The organism is Pseudoxanthomonas indica (assembly GCF_900167565.1).
In the GTDB taxonomy this organism is placed as follows: Bacteria; Pseudomonadota; Gammaproteobacteria; order Xanthomonadales; family Xanthomonadaceae; genus Pseudoxanthomonas_A; species Pseudoxanthomonas_A indica.
On record NZ_FUZV01000002.1, the window covers coordinates 146727 to 163016 of the forward strand.

Annotated in this window: 13 protein-coding genes and 1 pseudogene; 7 read left to right on the forward strand and 7 right to left on the reverse strand. The window is 65.7% G+C overall.

Going from position 1 to position 16290, the window contains the following annotated elements; translation table 11 throughout:
• Positions 1-34 precede the first annotated feature (34 nt).
• The 3 genes from fis to prmA form a co-directional block, all read right to left on the reverse strand.
• Positions 35-304 carry a DNA-binding transcriptional regulator Fis gene (fis, locus tag B5X78_RS11320; RefSeq protein ID WP_079724649.1) on the reverse strand — a complete coding sequence of 90 codons (270 nt, stop codon included), beginning with the start codon at positions 302-304 and terminating at the stop codon, positions 35-37.
• Between the two features lie 112 nt (positions 305-416).
• Positions 417-1418, reverse strand: a complete 1002-nt coding sequence (locus B5X78_RS11325) for a DUF3426 domain-containing protein (RefSeq protein WP_229730710.1) — start codon at positions 1416-1418, stop codon at positions 417-419.
• A 154-nt stretch (positions 1419-1572) separates the two neighbouring features.
• On the reverse strand, positions 1573-2490 hold the full coding sequence (gene prmA / locus B5X78_RS11330) for a 50S ribosomal protein L11 methyltransferase (protein ID WP_079724650.1): 918 nt from the start codon (positions 2488-2490) through the stop codon (positions 1573-1575).
• Positions 2491-2668: 178 nt separating this feature from the next.
• Between prmA and B5X78_RS11335 the strand changes: the two genes are divergently transcribed.
• Positions 2669-3592 carry a hypothetical protein gene (locus tag B5X78_RS11335; RefSeq protein ID WP_229730711.1) on the forward strand — a complete coding sequence of 308 codons (924 nt, stop codon included), beginning with the start codon at positions 2669-2671 and terminating at the stop codon, positions 3590-3592.
• Positions 3589-3939 (forward strand): hypothetical protein, encoded by a 351-nt coding sequence (locus B5X78_RS11340; RefSeq protein WP_079724651.1) that lies wholly within the window; start codon positions 3589-3591, stop codon positions 3937-3939. Before B5X78_RS11335 ends, B5X78_RS11340 begins: the two co-directional genes overlap by 4 nt.
• 78 nt (positions 3940-4017) lie before the next feature.
• Here the strand turns inward: B5X78_RS11340 and accC are convergent, their stop codons facing one another.
• From accC to B5X78_RS11360, 4 genes are all read right to left on the reverse strand, one after another.
• Positions 4018-5385, reverse strand: coding sequence for an acetyl-CoA carboxylase biotin carboxylase subunit (gene accC, locus B5X78_RS11345; RefSeq protein ID WP_079724652.1), 1368 nt, complete (start codon positions 5383-5385; stop codon positions 4018-4020).
• Between the two features lie 10 nt (positions 5386-5395).
• On the reverse strand, positions 5396-5875 hold the full coding sequence (gene accB, locus B5X78_RS11350; protein ID WP_079724653.1) for an acetyl-CoA carboxylase biotin carboxyl carrier protein: 480 nt from the start codon (positions 5873-5875) through the stop codon (positions 5396-5398).
• A 64-nt stretch (positions 5876-5939) separates the two neighbouring features.
• A complete protein-coding gene (gene aroQ, locus B5X78_RS11355) occupies positions 5940-6380 on the reverse strand; it encodes a type II 3-dehydroquinate dehydratase (protein WP_079726149.1) in 441 nt (146 codons plus the stop codon).
• Between the two features lie 131 nt (positions 6381-6511).
• Positions 6512-7234 (reverse strand): helix-turn-helix domain-containing protein, encoded by a 723-nt coding sequence (locus tag B5X78_RS11360; protein ID WP_079724654.1) that lies wholly within the window; start codon positions 7232-7234, stop codon positions 6512-6514.
• A 485-nt stretch (positions 7235-7719) separates the two neighbouring features.
• Between B5X78_RS11360 and B5X78_RS18905 the strand changes: the two are divergent.
• The 5 genes and pseudogenes from B5X78_RS18905 to B5X78_RS11385 all read left to right on the forward strand — a co-directional run.
• Positions 7720-8655 (forward strand): annotated as a pseudogene (locus B5X78_RS18905) (serine hydrolase domain-containing protein); the annotation flags it as partial.
• A 936-nt stretch (positions 8656-9591) separates the two neighbouring features.
• A complete protein-coding gene (locus B5X78_RS11370) occupies positions 9592-10617 on the forward strand; it encodes a dipeptide epimerase (RefSeq protein WP_079724656.1) in 1026 nt (341 codons plus the stop codon).
• Positions 10614-11870 (forward strand): peptide MFS transporter, encoded by a 1257-nt coding sequence (locus tag B5X78_RS11375; protein ID WP_079724657.1) that lies wholly within the window; start codon positions 10614-10616, stop codon positions 11868-11870. The genes B5X78_RS11370 and B5X78_RS11375 overlap by 4 nt, the downstream gene beginning before the upstream one ends.
• A gap of 55 nt (positions 11871-11925) precedes the next feature.
• Entirely contained in the window at positions 11926-13647 is a 1722-nt protein-coding gene (locus B5X78_RS11380; RefSeq protein ID WP_079724658.1) for an N-acyl-D-amino-acid deacylase family protein, read from the forward strand.
• A 174-nt stretch (positions 13648-13821) separates the two neighbouring features.
• Positions 13822-16206: a TonB-dependent receptor gene (locus B5X78_RS11385; protein ID WP_079724659.1), complete on the forward strand. Its 2385-nt coding sequence runs from the start codon at positions 13822-13824 to the stop codon at positions 16204-16206.
• Positions 16207-16290: the final 84 nt, after the last annotated feature.

Genomic DNA, 16290 nt, shown 5'->3' on the forward strand with positions numbered 1-16290 from the left:
GGAATTATAGCCCGCCGGCTCCCCGCCCCATGGCTCAGGCCAGGCCGTAATCCTTGAGCTTCTTGCGCAGGGTGGCGCGATGGATGCCCAGCATGGCCGCGGCGCGGCTCTGGTTGCCTTCGCAGTGATTCAGGATTTCCACGAACAAGGGAATTTCCATCTCGCGCAGGACGATTTCATAGACATCGTCGGCGTCGCAGCCATCCAGATCCCGCAGGTAGCGGCGCACCGAAAGTGCGACATGCTCGCGCAGCGGAGGCCGCGCAGCCCGTGGAGTGTCTTGGCGAGTGGCAGCAGCGTTCACGCGATTCCCCGAGTCCGAACCAGCCCGCCCTGAGGTTGTGGTTCTTCAGCGGGGGGACGAGTCTAGCGCCAGTCGCGGGCGAGTGCACCCACATTCGCAAGGAAATTTGCTTTCAACGGAAGTCGAACGAAAAAGCAACAACATTGGCGCTGGGTTCGCGGATGTCCACCGACACCTGGGCGCTTTGGCCTGGCGCCAGCTCGGTCATGGCGATACTGCCGCGCAGGTACTCGGCAGGCGTAATGGCGCGTGCACCCAGGTCGCGACCGTCGGCGTCCTTGAGGGTCAACAACAGTATCGGCCACGGTTGCGACCAGCGCGCGTCGTTGCGAAAGGTGGCACGTGCCTGCAGGACGCCGGCGACAGACGGCAGCGGCCGCACATCACGGTCCAGCATCACGAAGGCCTGCGGCTCGCGCCATGCCGGCATGCTGCAACCCAACATCTGGCAGATCGACGTCAGCAAGGGTCGCCATGCCGCATCGGTGGCCAGCCGTGCACGATCGGCCAGCAGCATCTGCAGGAGCAGACTCAGCAACAACACGATCACTGCGGCCCATTGCCACGCGGACGTTCCGCGATGCATCTGGGCGGTAGTGCTGCGCCCACGCAGGAACGCGGGCGCGCGTGGACCGCGTGCGGAAGCAGACTGTTTTGCAGGCGCAGGCGCAGGCGCAGGCGCAGGCGCAGGCGCAGAAGCGGGAGGAGCAGTCGCGATCTGAGTTTCGACCGCTGTCACTGCGATTTCCACGACTTCAGCATCGGCGCTGTTTTCAGCATCGGCATGGGCGCCAGCATCAGCATTCGAATCGACAATCGCGCGAGCAGCGGCCTCTGATTCCGCATCGGCATGTGCACCTGCAATATCAGCATCAGCATCAGCATCGGCGACATCAGCACCGGTTGCTGCCGCGACCGGTTGCGCGGTCGTCGTGTCCGTCGCAGTCATTTCCTGACCTTCCCTGGACACGGGGGCTGCAGCTTCTTCGCCTCGCTCCGTTGACGCTTCTTCGCGGCGCAGCAAACTGACGAAGCTCTGGCCGGCCACGACATTGCGCGCGGGCTCGGCGTCAGCCGCCTCCGCAGGCGATGCCGCATCACTGCCCGGGTTCAACACCGCCGAGCAGCGCGGACAACGCGCAGGCGCGGCTTGCGTGCGCGGATCGATGGCGACCAGATAGCGGCATTGCGGGCAGGCGATGAACATGGGCCTATTCAAGCATGCTGGCCCGGAGCCGAGAAGGCGGCAACGACGTTCGTGCGGGGTGTCAGCGGCGACGCCCGTCGATGCGCATCCAGTCGTCCTGGCGGGTGGCGGTCAAATCGTCGAACCAGGCGGCATAGCGTTGCAGCAATTCGCCTTCCTGGCCGTGCAGGATGCCCGACAGGGCAATCCGTCCACCGGGCGCCACCCGTGATGCCAGAAGATCGGCCAGGGCATCCAGCGCTGAGGCCAGGATGTTGGCCACCACCACCGGGTACTGCCGCACCGGTTCGTCCTGCGGCAGATGCACGCTCATGCGCGTATCCAGCCCGTTGCGCTGCGCATTGTCGTGGGTGGCAATCAGCGCCTGCGGATCGTTGTCCACGCCCACGGCCTGCGCCGCACCCAGCTTCAACGCGGCCAGGGCGAGGATGCCGGAGCCACAACCGAAATCCAGCACCGTCTGATCTTGCAGGTCGCCCTGCGCGGCCAGCCCGTCCAGCCACGCCAGGCACAGGGCGGTGGTGGGGTGCGTACCGGATCCGAACGCCAGCCCCGGGTCCAGCCGGATCACCGCCGCGTCATCGCGCTGCGCGGCTTCGGGCAGTTCGTGGTTCCAGGGCACGATGAACGTGCGCGCGCCAAACTGCATGGGCTGGAACTGATCCAGCCACGCACGCTCCCAGTCTTCGTCGGCCACTTCGCGCATCTCCACGCGCGACCAGTCCAGACCCTCGTCCGCCGCGCCCAAGGCCAACAGCAGCAACGCGCCGGCGGTGTCGCCGTCGAACAACGCGGTCAGGCGCATCTCACCCCACAACGGGGTTTCGCCCACGCCGGGCTCGAAGATCGCCTGTTCGTCGGGCTCGTCCGCGTGCGCGTCGGTGAGCGTTACCGACAGGGCGCCCACGCTGTCCAGCGCACGTTCGTAGCGGGGCTGCTGGGTGAGGGTGCAGGGAACGGTGAGCTCGAGGAAGGGCACGATGCGGGGGTCCTGGGACGATGGAACGGGGGGCGCGAACGGGCGCCAGTTTATGCGATCGGCCGCACCGGGCCGGTGCAGGGCGCGCTCAGGTGCGTGCTACACCGCTCACGTGACCCGGGCCGCAGTTCGTCGGTTTTACATTGAAGCCTGGCGTGGGCGTCCGGATAATCCGCGCATGTCCCGCACCTGGCTCATCACTGTGGCGTGCGCCTGCGTGCTTGGCACGGCGGGCGCGTGGTGGTGGTTGAGTGGTGACGAACCTGCCGGCGAGCCCGCGCAGGACCAGGTGGCGCTCGCGGCCCGACTCGACCAGGCCAGCGTCGCCGATCTGCCAGGAACCGAGCCACGTCCTTCGCGTCCGCAGGCGTTCCGGCCGCGCGCGGATTTTGAAACCGCGCCGGATCTGTTCGTGTATGCACAGCGCGTGTCCGCGCTGGCGCGCGCCGGCGATGCCGATGCGCAGTGGATGCTCAGTCGGGTGTACGACTATTGCGCGGGCTTTGCCGCCAATCCCACGGCTTATGGCAATGACACCCGCGCCATTGCCGCGCTGGATGTCTCCACCGCCCCGGCCATGGCGGCAGCGCGTGAGCGCGTGAGCCAGCGCTGCGCGCGCTTCCTGCCTTCTGATGGCCTGAGTCGCGACGTGATCCAGGAAACCCGCATGCGCGCCGCGTTGGCGGGCAGCCTGCCGGCCGAAGCGGCATTGATGGCCGATGGCTCGCCCTTGTCGGAGGACGAGGGTTATCGCGGTGATCTGGTCCGGCGGGTGCAGCAGTCCAATGATCCGCAGGCGTTCTTTGCGCTGTCGAGCGCGATGGGCCTGGCGGCGAGTGGTTCGGAAAGCGAACTGGGCGCCGTCTCCGGCACCTGGTTGGCCGAGATCGCCTGGCAGATGGCGGCGTGCCGGCTGGGATTGGATTGTGGTCCGCGCGGAAACCTGATGACCAGCTACTGCGCCCATGGCGGTATCTGTTCGAAAGACCCGCTGCTGGATTTTCCGGCGTTCGTGGTCGATGCCGGCGTGCCGCGCCAGGGCGAGGCGGAATTGAATGACATGGTCAACAGTCTGGTCGTTGGCCGCAGGAGCAGCGAATGAAGCGCAACAAATGGCGGGTCAGCGCCCGACTGGGCATCTGGTTGATCGTGGCAAGCACCTATGCGGCTGCCGGCACCACGGTCGTCATCAATGCGCTGGATGCGCCGTATCGCCAGCTGCGGCAACCTGCGGCCGGGGTGCATGCCAGCGCCGAGGACCGCGCCATGGCGGCGGCCAAACTGGCCGCGGTCTACCGCGCGCGCAGTGGTGCCCCGTTCTCGGCGCTGCCGGTGGGCACGACCCTGGAAGTGCGCTGGCCGGACGGCTCGCGCGAAACCCTGCGCGTGGTGGACCCACGCTCGCCGTCGGGCATGCAGGTCGAAGGCGCAGCATCGGGCAAACACTGATCCTTGCTGCCAGGCGCAAACGACAAGGGTCGGATTCCTGCGAATCCGACCCTTTATTTTTCCGCATGCGGCGTTCGATCAGACCAGCGCGATCGACTTGTTCTTGCGTTCGGCCAGGCGCTTTTCCAGATAGTGGATGTTCTGGCCACCGGCCTGGAAACCCTGGTCGCGCATGATCCGCTGCTGCAGCGGGATGTTGGTCTTGATGCCGTCCACCACCATTTCGCTCAGCGCCACGCGCATGCGCGCAATCGCGGTCTCGCGATCCGGGCCGTGCACGATCAGTTTGCCGATCATGGAATCGTAGTTCGGCGGCACGCGATAGCCTTCGTAGATATGCGTGTCCACGCGCACGCCCGGGCCACCCGGCGGATGGAAATGCTGGATCAGGCCCGGATGCGGCATGAAGGTTTCCGGATCCTCGGCATTGATGCGGCACTCGATCGCATGGCCGCGCATCACGATGTCTTCCTGCTTGATCGACAGCGGGCGACCGGCGGCGATGCGCAGCTGCTCGCAGACCAGGTCGATGCCGGTGATGCGCTCGGTGACCGGGTGCTCCACCTGGATGCGGGTGTTCATTTCGATGAAGTAGAAGCGACCGTTCTCGTACAGGAACTCGAACGTGCCAGCGCCGCGATAGCCGATGCGCAGGCAGGCCTCGACGCAGACCTTGCCGATCTCGGCGCGCTGGGCTTCGGTGATCCCCGGTGCAGGCGCTTCTTCCACCACTTTCTGGTGGCGACGCTGCATCGAGCAGTCGCGCTCGCCCAGATGGATGGCATTGCCCTGGCCGTCGGCCAGCACCTGGATTTCCACATGGCGTGGATTCTCCAGGAACTTCTCCATGTACACCTGATCATTGCCGAAGGCCGCCTTGGCTTCGGACTTGGTGGTGGCGATGGAGTTGCTCAGTGCGGCTTCGGCGTGGACCACGCGCATGCCGCGACCGCCGCCGCCACCGGCGGCCTTGATGATGACCGGGTAGCCGATCTCGCGCGCCACCTTGGTGTTGGCGACGATGTCGTCACCCAGCGGACCACCGGAACCCGGCACGCAGGGCACGCCCGCGGCCTTCATCGCGCGGATGGCTTCGACCTTGTCGCCCATCAGGCGGATGGTGTCGGCCTTGGGCCCGATGAAGATGAAGCCGGACTGCTCCACGCGCTCGGCGAAGTCCGCGTTCTCGCTGAGGAAGCCGTAACCCGGATGGATCGCCTGGGCGTCGGTGACCTCCGCGGCAGCGATGATCGCCGGCACGTTGAGGTAACTGTCGGTGGAAGGCGCCGGGCCGATGCAGACCGACTCATCGGCCATGGCCACATGCTTGAGATTGCGATCGACCGTGGAATGCACGGCGACCGTACGAATGCCCAGGGTGTGGCACGCGCGCAGGATACGCAGCGCGATTTCACCCCGATTGGCGATGACGACTTTGTCTAGCATCGGCGGACCTTCAGCTGATCACGAACAGCGGCTGGTCGAATTCCACCGGCTGGCCGCTTTCGGCCAATACGGCCTGGACGGTGCCGGAAACGTCGGCCTCGATGGGGTTGAACATCTTCATGGCTTCGATGATCGCCAAGGTGTCGCCGGCCTTGACGGTCTGGCCCACGGTGACGAACGCCGGCTTGTCCGGCGAGGGCGAGGTGTAGAACGTGCCGACCATCGGCGCGCGCATCACATGGCCGTCGGGCAGGTTGCTGGCCGGCTTGGCGGTGCCGCCGGTCGAGGCGTCAGTGGGCGAACTCATCGGCATGGGCGCGGCGGGGCGGGCTTCGACCTGCAGCGGTGCGGGTGCGGCCGCGGCGGCGACATAGCCGCCCTTGGGCACGCGCGCCAGGCGCACGGACTCTTCGCCTTCCTTGATCTCGATTTCGGCGAGGTTCGACTCTTCCAGCAGGTCGATGAGTTTCTTGATTTTGCGCAGATCCATAGAGGCCTCTTTGTTGAACGTGCTTGTATTGGATGTGTCCCGGCGCGGGCGGCCGGCAGGTGGGTCAGGCGGACAACCGCGTCAGCGCGGCGTCCAGTGCATAGCGATAGCTGTCGGCGCCAAACCCGCAGACCACGCCCACCGCCAGATCGCTGAAGTAGCTGTGGTGGCGGAACGGCTCGCGGCTGTGCGGGTTGGACAGGTGGATTTCGATGAAGGGCAGGGCCACTGCCGCCAAAGCGTCGCGCAGGGCGACCGAGGTATGGGTGAAGGCGGCCGGGTTGATCAGCACGAAGCCGGTGCCGTCGGCGCGGGCGGCCTGCACCCGGTTGACCAGTTCGTGCTCGCCATTGGACTGGAAGCTCTCCAGTTCATGGCCGGCCTGGCGGGCCTGCTCCACCAGCCCGGCGTCGATGTCAGCCAGGGTCGTGCGGCCATAGACCTCCGGCTCGCGGGTGCCGAGCAGATTGAGGTTGGGGCCATGCAGGACCAGCAGCTTTGCCATCGAGCGCTCCAGCGGAAGGCCGGCAGTCTGCGCGAAGCGGGCGATGCTGTCCATATCGCCGAAGTTGCTAGCGTTTTAATCAACTGTTTGAAAATTGCCGGCCGGCCCGCCGTTGTGCGCTCTTGAGGCCCTCAGCGCTTGCCAGTTTTCTTGCGGGGCGCTGCAGGTGCAGCTGCTGTGGGTGTGGCAGCTGGCTTCTTCAGCCGCAGGGCGGCCGGGCTGGCCGCCGCCGCCTCGTCGCCGTGCAGGGTCATCAGCGATTCCATCAACTGCTCATCGGCGCTGGAGCACACACCCAGCAGCAGGACTTCGTCGCAGCCCTCGGCGGCGATGTAGGCATGGCCCATGTTGGAGTCGATATAGACGGCCTGGCCCACTTCCAGGATCACCGGGTCGTAGAACTCGGTGTGGACCTCGGCGCGGCCTTCCAGCACGTGGATGTACTCCTCGCCGGAGTGGTGCACCAGGTTGCCGAATTCCTCGATGCTCTTGGCGCGCACCCGGGTCAGCACTGGAATCATGCGCTTACGCCGAAGTTCCGGGCACAGGTAGTAATACTCGTAGTTGGGCGTGTTGACCCGGATCGCGTCCTCGATGCGGCCGATGCTGCGGCGCGCGGTCACCGGCGCCTCGGCCACTTCGTCCTCTTCGGCAAACAGCTCGGACATGCGCAGGTTCAGGCGCTGGCTCAGCTGCAACAGCTTGTCGTAGGTCAGGGTCAGGCGGTCGTGTTCCACCTTGGACAGGGTGGACAGCGGAATGCCTGATTGCTCGCTCATTTCCTTGAGCGTCCAGCCTTTGCGGGTGCGCAAAGAACGCAGCAGGCCGCCGATGGTGGGGTGTGGCGATGTCATTGCTTGCTGACTCCTTGCCCGGGGGCAAACTGCATGCGCGTCCTGATTGGGAGCATCATCGCCTGACCCGGCCTGACTCGGGAAGAGTGGGCCGGACGCTTCGTTCCTGCTCGCCGGCAGTGGCATGCGCCTGGCGGGCGATCCGGGATGCATGCCACGGAGTGAGAAAAGGGCGTTGACAATTCTCTGATTAGGACAAAGTATAGCCGAATCAGGATTGCCAGGCTTCCTGGCGTCATTCCATTCAATGCTTCAACAGAGAGGGGAGAGCCCTGTCGATGCGTTCGATTTCTTCGTTCCTGGCCGGTTTGCTGGCCGTTCTGGTGGTTGCGCCCGCTGCGGCCCAACAGACTGTTCCCGCGCCGATGCAGGCGCCGACCGCGAGCGTGCCGCCCGCGCCTGAGACCAGCGCGGCGGCCGCGCCCGCGGCCGACGGCAATGCGGCCCTGACCCGCGCCGATGCCGAAGCCTGGCTCGACGGGCTGATGCCGTACGCGATCGGTCGCGGCAACATCCCGGGCGCCGTCGTGGTCATCGTCAAGGATGGCCAGGTGTTGCTGCAGAAGGGCTACGGCTATGCCGACCTGGAAAAGCGCACGCCGGTGGATCCGGCCACCACGCTGTTCCGTCCCGGCTCGGTGTCCAAGCTGTTCACCTGGACTGCGGTGATGCAGCTGGTCGAACAGGGCAAGCTGGATTTGGATGCCGACGTCAACCAGTACCTCGACTTCAAGATTCCGCCGCGCAAGGACAAGCCAGTCACGCTGCGCCAGGTGCTGACCCATACCACCGGCATGGAAGAGTACGTGCGCGGCCTGATCACCGCCGATCCGAGCGACGCGGTGACGCTGGAGAACTACATCAAGAGCTGGGTGCCCACCCGCATCTTCGATGCAGGCACCACGCCGGCGTATTCCAACTACGCCACCACGCTGGCCGGTTACATCGTGCAGCGCGTGTCGGGCCAGCCGTTCGATGACTACATCGAAAAGCACATCTTCCAGCCGTTGGACATGCAGCACGCCAGCTTCCGCCAGCCGCTGCCGGCTGCGCTGTTGCCGCACATGTCCAAGGGCTACAAGGTGGGCGTGGACAAGCCGCAGGGCTTTGAAATCGTCAATCCCGCGCCGGCCGGCAGCCTGTCCGCGAGCGGCCAGGACATGGGCCAGTTCATGATCGCGCACCTGCAGAACGGCGCGTTCGGTTCCAACCGCATCCTGCGCGAAGACACCGCCAAGCAGATGCACGAGACTGCGCTGACCATCCTGCCGCCGCTCAACCGCATGCTGCTGGGTTTCTACGAAACCAACGTCAATGGCCACCGCTCGATCACCCACGCCGGTGACACCCAGTGGTTCCATAGCCAGCTGAGCCTGTTCCCGGACGACAACATCGGCATCTTCGTATCGATGAACAGTTCCGGCACCGAAGGCGTGGCCGGCAAGATTCGCAGCACGCTGTTCAAGGGTTTCGCCGATCGCTACCTGCCCGGCCCGAACCATGAAGGCAGCGTCGACGCCGCCACCGCCAAGCTGCACGCGCAGCAGATGGTCGGCGTGTACGACAACAGCCGCCGCTCCGACGATACCTTCGTCACCCTGTCCAACCTGGCCGGGCAGATGAAGGTCGGCTTGAACGACAAGGGCGAACTGCTGATTCCGGCGCTGACCGATCTCAATGGCCAGCCCACCCAGTGGGTCGAGATTGCGCCGTACGTGTGGCGTGACGTCAACGGCTCCGATCGTCTGGCCGCCAAGTTCGAGAACGGCCGCATCGTGCGCTTCAGCGTGGACCCGTTCTCGCCCTTCATGATGTTCGAGCCGGTGCCGGCGTCGAAGTCGGGCAGCTGGCTGGTGCCGGCGTTCATCGCCTCGGTGGTGGCGCTGTTGCTGACCGTGCTGGCCTGGCCGGTGTCGGCGCTGGTGCGCCGCCACTACGGCAAGGCGTACGCGCTGTCGGGCAGCGATGCCCAGGCCCACCGCGTGATCCGCTGGACCGCGCTGGCGGTGCTGGCGGTGCTTATTGGCTACATCGTGTTGCTGGTGATGATGTTCAGCAACTACGACCTGCTGTCGCCGCGCAACAACGTCTGGGTGCACCTGCTGCGCGTGCTCTGCCTGATCACCTTCCCGCTGGGCGCGCTGATCGGCCTGTGGAATGCCTGGAGCGTGCTGCGCAGCCGTCGCCGCAAGTGGGCCAAGTTCTGGGCCATCGTGCTGGCCGTGTCCTTCCTGGTCCTGCTGTGGGTGGGCATCGCCTTCCACATGCTCGGCTACAGCGCCAACTACTGAGTCAACGGCGGCACCGTCTCGGCGGTGCCGCCGTCTTTTTCCACCTGCATTGCCCTGGAGCCGGACATGCCTTCCGTTCCTTCCGCGCGCCTGCGTCTTGGCCTGCACAACGAGCCGCTGCCGCTGACCCACCCGTTCCGCATCTCCGGCTACGTGTTCAACGCCATGCCGGCCACCGTGGTGAACCTGCACGATGGGCGGTATGAAGGTCGCGGCGAAGGCGCCGGCGTCTACTACCTGCACGACACCCCGGAACAGATGCTGGCGACGCTGGAATCGCATCGCGAGGTGATTGAAGCCGGCATCAGTCGCGCCGAACTGCGGCAGCTGTTGCCTGCGGGCGGCGCACGCAATGCCCTGGATGGCGCGCTGTGGGAGCTGGAATCGCAACGCACCGGCGTGCCGGTGTGGGCGCTGGCCGGACTGCCCGCCACGCGGCCACTGTTGACCACCTTCACGGTGGGCGCCGATGCGCCCGATGTCGCCGCACGCGCCGCCGTCGCCTATACGCAGGCGCGCGCGATCAAGATCAAGCTCAGCGGTGATCTGGATGAGGACATTGCACGCGTGCGCGCTGTACGCAGCGCTCGCGCCGATGTCTGGATTGGCGTGGATGCCAACCAGGGTTACGTGCCGGCGACGCTGGAGCGGCTGCTGCCGGCCTTGGTCGACAACCGCGTCTCCTTGCTCGAGCAACCGGTCGCGCGCGGCAGCGAAGCGCAGCTCGACGGTATCGACCACATCGTGCCGATTGCCGCGGACGAGAGCGTGCAGGGCTTCGATGAACTGGAAGCGCTGGTGGGGCGCTTCGATGTCGCCAACATCAAGCTGGACAAGTGCGGCGGCCTCACCGAAGGGCTGCTGATGGCGCGGCGCGCACGCGAACTGGGCCTGCAGGTGATGGTGGGCAACATGGCCGGCACCAGCCTGGCGATGGCGCCGGCGTTCGTGGTGGGCCAGCTGTGCGACGTGGTGGATCTTGATGGTCCTTTGTTCCTGGTCAGCGATCACACGCCGGGCGTGGTCTATCGCGACGGCTACATCACCTGCGGCGACGATGTCTGGGGCGCCGGCCGGGTGATCCGCGCATGAGCAGCGTCCAGGACAAGACCTGGTTCGGCCAGCCACGTGGCCTGACCATCCTGTTCCTGACCAACATGTGGGAGTTGTTTTCCTACTACGGCATGCGCGCGCTGCTGGTCTACTACATGACCAAGCAGTTGATGTTCGCGCAGGAGAAGGCGTCCTTCATCTACGGCACCTACACCGCGATGGCCTACTTCACGCCGATCGTCGGTGGTGTCATCGCCGATCGCTGGCTGGGCAAGCGACGCGCGGTGATCCTGGGCGGCAGCATCATGGCGCTGGGCCATTTCCTGATGGCCTTCGAACCGCTGTTCTACCTGGCGCTGGCCACCATCGCGCTGGGCAATGGTCTGTTCCTGCCCAGCCTGCCCAGCCAGATCAATGATCTGTATCGCGCCGACGATCCGCGTCGTGGCCGCGCCTACAACGTCTACTACGTGGGCTTGAACCTGGGCGGTTTCCTGGCACCGCTGGTGTGCGGCACGCTCGGTGAGGTCTATGGCTGGCATTACGGATTCGGTGCGGCCGGCATCGGCATGTTCGTGGGCCTGATGATCTACGTGGCCGGGCACAAGTATCTGCCGCAGGAGGCGCAGCGCAGCGCGCCCGTGCAGCCTTCGGAGGGCCCGGCTTCGTCGGGTCGCCTGTGGTTGCTGCTGCTTGGCGTCGGCATTGCCGCCACCATTTTCCGCGGTGCTTACGAACAGATTGGCAACACCCTGCCGTTGTGGATCGACAGCGGGGTGGATCGCAGCCTGGGTTCGTTCGTCATCCCGATGACCTGGTTCCAGTCGCTCAATCCGCTGCTGGTGATCAGCATGACGCCGTTCCTGCTGTGGTTCTGGCGGCTTCGCGCGGGGCAGGGCAAGGAGACGCGACCGGCGATCAAGATGGCCATTGGCGCGCTGATTGTCGCCGCGGCGTACCTGATGCTGGCGGTGGTCACTGCGACCCTGGGCGATCAACGCGCCACATGGCCGTGGCTGCTCGCTTTCTTCATCGTGCTGACCTTTGGCGAGTTGTACATCCTGCCGACCGGGCTGGGCCTGTTCGCACGCCTGGCGCCGGCACGACTGGGCGCGACCACGGTGGCATCGTGGTTCCTGGCGATCTTCAGCGGCAGTTTGCTGGCGGGCGCGGTCGGCACGCTGTGGAGCAGCGCCAGCCATGCCGGGTTTTTCGTATTGCTCGCCGCACTGGCGGTCGTGGCGGCCGGATTGCTCTGGCTGCTCGACAAGCCGATTCGCCAACGGATCTGATGCCGGGCTTGCGTAGACGACTCTGACCCCTGTTTTTCCGTTCTGGAGACTGCCCATGTCGCGACTTTCCGTTTCCCTGCTGTCTCTCGCGCTTGCGGTGTGCACCGGCCAGGCCAGCGCACAGGCAGCAGCGCCTGCCGATTACGACCTGATCATCCGCAACGGCGTGGTCTACGACGGCAGCGGCGCCGACCCGCAACGCGTGGACGTGGCCATCCGCGGGGATCGCGTGGTGGCCTGGTTGCCCGCCGGCAATCACGCCACCAGCCAACAGAGCGTGGACGCGCAGGGCCGGGCGGTGGCGCCGGGTTTCATCAACGTATTGAGCTGGGCCAACGAATCGTTGATCGCCGATGGCCGCGGCATCAGCGACACCAGGCAGGGCGTCACCCTGGAGATCTTCGGCGAAGGCTGGTCGATGGGTCCGTTCAACGATCGCATGAAGGCCGACGCGGTCAAGCAGCAGGCCGACATCAAGTACCCGATCACCTGGACCACCCTGGGCGAATACCTGGAGCATCTGCAGCAGCGCGGCGTCACCCCGAACGTGGCGTCCTTCGTGGGCGCCACCACGGTGCGCATCCACGAGCTGGGCGAGGACGACGTCAAGCCCACGCCGGCGCAACTGGCGCGCATGCAGGATCTGGTGCGGCAGGCGATGGCCGAAGGCGCACTGGGCGTGGGTGGTTCGTTGATCTATCCACCGGCCGCGTTTGCCGACAGTGCGGAGTTGACCGCGCTGGCCCAGGCCGCGGCCGAATCCGGCGGCGGCTACATCGCGCACATGCGCAGCGAAGCCGATCGCTTCCTGGAAGCGGTGGACGAAACCATCGCCATTGGTCGCGCCACCGGCCAGCGTGCCGAGGCTTATCACCTGAAGGCGGCCGGCGAGAAGAACTGGCCGAAGATGGCGCAGGCCATCGCCCGCATCCAGGCCGCGCGCGATCAAGGCGTGCTGGCCAGCGCCGACATGTACGCCTACACCGCCGGCGGCACCGGCTTGACCGCGGGCCTGCCACCGTGGGTGCAGGCCCGCGGCCACGACGCCATGGTCGCGCGGCTGAAGGATCCGGCAGTACGCAAGCGGGTGATCGCGGAGATGAAGGATCCCGACGCCGACTGGGAGAACATCCGCCTGCTCACCGGCTCCAATGATCGCGTGCTGCTGATTGCCTTCAAGAACCCGGCGCTGAAGCCACTCATCGGCAAGACCCTGACCGAGATCGCGCGCCTGCGTGGGACCTCGCCGGAAGAAACCGTGCTGGACCTGATCATCGAAGACGGCTCGGAAATCGGCACCGCCTATTTCCTGATGAGCGAAGAGAACGTCGAGCTGGGCCTGAAGCAACCGTGGATCAGCCTGGGCTCGGATGCCGAGTCCGCCGGCATGGGCGGCGTCTTCCTCAACTACAGCACGCATCCGCGCGCCTACGGCAACTTCGCCCGTTTCCTGGGGCACTACGTGCGTGATCGCCAGTTGATGTCGCTGCAGGAGGGCATCCATCGCCTCACCGGCCTGCCCGCGACCAACTGGAAGCTCACCGATCGCGGTTGCCTCAAAGCGGGTTGCTTTGCGGACGTGGTGATTTTCGATCCCGCCGCGATCATCGACCACGCCACCTATGCGCAACCGCGCCAATACGCCACCGGCGTCAGCGATGTCTTCGTCAACGGCGTGCAGGTACTGCGTGCCGGCGAACACACCGGCGCCACGCCGGGGCAGGTGGTGCGCGGTCCGGGTTGGCGCGGCCCGGCCACGCGCCCGGCCACTCCCTAGTTCAGGGGCGGAACCGGGCCGCTGCGGGGGCGGCGGCCCGGTTTTCCGATTGAGTTGACAATTCTCCAATCAGGCTCAATAGTCCCTAATCAGGATAGTAAGCCCTTCTTGCCGCGGTGGCCCAGCCGCCCGGTCTTCCAGTTGCCAGTCGCCGTTTTCAGCTCGGGGAGAGATATGAACGCGTTCACGACCACCCGTCCGTCCCATCGCAATCCGTTGTGCCTGGCCATCGCCTCGGCGCTGGTCCTGTTTGCCGGCGCCGCCTCCGCGCAATCCGCCTCGACCGACGCTGCTGCGGCTGCCGACACGGCCGTGGCGCAGGACGGCAGCACGCCGCCGACCAGCAAGCCCGACGGCGCCACCACCGAATTCAAGGCGGTCATCGTCACTGCCAACAAGCGGCCCGAAGACGTCCGCAACGTCGCCTCCTCGATCTCGGTGGTCAGCGACGAGCAGCTGGAAAACATCAACGCCGGCCAGCTCACCGACTACGCCAACTACGTGCCGGGCCTGCAGGCCGCGTCCGATGGCACGCCGGGGCAGACGCGCGTGAGCCTGCGCGGCATCGCGCCGCTGTCTTCCGGCGCCACGGTCGGTACCTACATCGACGAAACCCCGGTCGGTTCCAGTGGCCTGTACCAGGCCGCCACCATTCTCATGCTCGACCTGCTGCCCTACGACATCGATCACCTGGAAGTGCTGCGCGGCCCGCAGGGCACGCTCTACGGCGCTGGCTCGATGGGTGGCCTGCTCAAGTACGTGACCCGCGCGCCGGATCCTTCCAGCACCGAATTCCGTATTGGCGGCGGCGTGTCCAGCGTCTCCCACGGCGAGAACGGCAGCAACGTGCGCTTCGGCGCCAATGTGCCGCTGATTGACGACAAGCTGGCGGTGCGGGTGAGCTACGCACGCAACAACCTGCCGGGCTACATCGACAATCCGGTCAATGGCGAGGAAGACATCAATGACGCCACCCAGACCAGCGCGCGCGCCGCGCTGCTGTACCAGGGCGATGCCTTCACCCTCAAGCTGACCGCGTTGCAGCAGAAGATCGACAGCGACAACAACGCCACCGTGTCGATTGATCCGGCCACCTACCAGCCCATCGGCGGCGACCTGACCCACTACGTATACGTGGACTCGCCGTTCAAGAAGGACGTGGACTACTACGCCGCCACGCTGGACTGGGATCTGGGCTGGGGCGACTTCACCTCGGCCACCGGCTATTCGAAGATCGACACCATGCGCCGGCAGGACACCACCATCGACTACGGCAATGTCGGTGCGGCGTACTTCGGTCTGGATCGCGGCAGTTCGTACTTCGACACCACGCTCGACTTCAAACAGCTGACCCAGGAATTCCGCCTGGCCTCCAAGTCCGGTGGCAAGCTGGAATGGCTGGTCGGCACCTTCTACAGCAAGGAAGAGGGCAACAACCGCCAGTTCGCCGCGCTCAACCAGATGGACGGCACGCCCTTCCCGCCGCCGTATGACGCGGCGGTCAGTGACCTGGCCACCCTGGCGCTGCCGACCGACTTCAAGGAAATCGCGGTCTTCGCCAATGCCTCGTGGCAGTTCACCGATCGCTTCAAGCTCGGCGCCGGCGTGCGCTACGCCGAGAACGATCAGAACTTCGTGCAGGACGTGACGTCCGGCATCCTGCTGCCCATCGCGCGCACGCCCAACAGCTCCAGCGAGAACGTGTTCACCTGGAGCCTCACCCCGCAGTTCCAGATCAGCAAGGACACCCTGCTGTACGCCAAGGTCGCCACCGGCTACCAGCCGGGCGGCCCCAACGTGAAGTTGCCGGGCGTGCCGGACCAGGTCGATTCGTCCACCCTGATCAGTTACGAAGCCGGCTTGAAGACGATGTTCGCCGACAATCGCGTGCAGTTCGATCTGTCGGTGTTCCGTCTGGACTGGGAAGACATCCAGGTGGCCGCGAGCTTTGGCGGCAATACCGGCCTGGTCAACGGCGGCACAGCGCGCAGCCAGGGCATCGAGTTCAGCTCGCTGTTCCGTCCCACCACCAACCTGCAACTGGGCTTCAACGCGGCGTACATCGACGCGGAGTTGAGCGACAACTTCCCGACCATGGTGATTCCGCAAGGGCCGTACATCGTCGAGCTGACCACCGGCCTGTCCGGTGACAGCATGCCCTACACGCCCAAGCTGCAGTACTCGCTCACCGCCGATTATTTCTTCCCGCTCGGCAAGAGCGATTGGGAAGGCCACATCGGCGGCGGTTACCGCTGGATTGATGACCGGGTCAACACCACCACCCAGGTGCAGGACATCCTCGATGCCGAATCCGGCGGTTTGCTGGATCGCACGGTGACCGCGCCCTTGCGCATGGACAGCTACCACTCGCTGGATCTGTATGCCGGCGTGGAAAATGCGCACTGGTCGATTCGCGCCTACGTCAAGAACGCCACCGACGAGCGCGCCTACACCACCATCACCGATCATCCGGATCAGGTCACCGGCGAAATGGTGGAACTGGTGGCCGCGCCGATCCAGCCGCGTACCTTCGGCCTTGAGTTTGACTACCGCTTCTGAGCGAGGTCGCCGTGTCCTATCTGACCCATCGCTCGCCCGCCCCTGCCGATCCGGCAGGGCGGGCAGGCGCTCCTTCCGCGCCTG

Coding starts and splice junctions, on each gene's coding strand:
- B5X78_RS11335 (WP_229730711.1), top strand. CDS start 2,669: ATGTCCCGCACCTGGCTCATCACTGTGGCGTGCGCCTGCGTGCTTGGC.
- B5X78_RS11340 (WP_079724651.1), top strand. CDS start 3,589: ATGAAGCGCAACAAATGGCGGGTCAGCGCCCGACTGGGCATCTGGTTG.
- accC (WP_079724652.1), bottom strand. CDS start 5,385: ATGCTAGACAAAGTCGTCATCGCCAATCGGGGTGAAATCGCGCTGCGT.
- accB (WP_079724653.1), bottom strand. CDS start 5,875: ATGGATCTGCGCAAAATCAAGAAACTCATCGACCTGCTGGAAGAGTCG.
- aroQ (WP_079726149.1), bottom strand. CDS start 6,380: ATGGCAAAGCTGCTGGTCCTGCATGGCCCCAACCTCAATCTGCTCGGC.
- B5X78_RS11360 (WP_079724654.1), bottom strand. CDS start 7,234: ATGACATCGCCACACCCCACCATCGGCGGCCTGCTGCGTTCTTTGCGC.
- B5X78_RS11370 (WP_079724656.1), top strand. CDS start 9,592: ATGCCTTCCGTTCCTTCCGCGCGCCTGCGTCTTGGCCTGCACAACGAG.
- B5X78_RS11375 (WP_079724657.1), top strand. CDS start 10,614: ATGAGCAGCGTCCAGGACAAGACCTGGTTCGGCCAGCCACGTGGCCTG.
- B5X78_RS11380 (WP_079724658.1), top strand. CDS start 11,926: ATGTCGCGACTTTCCGTTTCCCTGCTGTCTCTCGCGCTTGCGGTGTGC.
- B5X78_RS11385 (WP_079724659.1), top strand. CDS start 13,822: ATGAACGCGTTCACGACCACCCGTCCGTCCCATCGCAATCCGTTGTGC.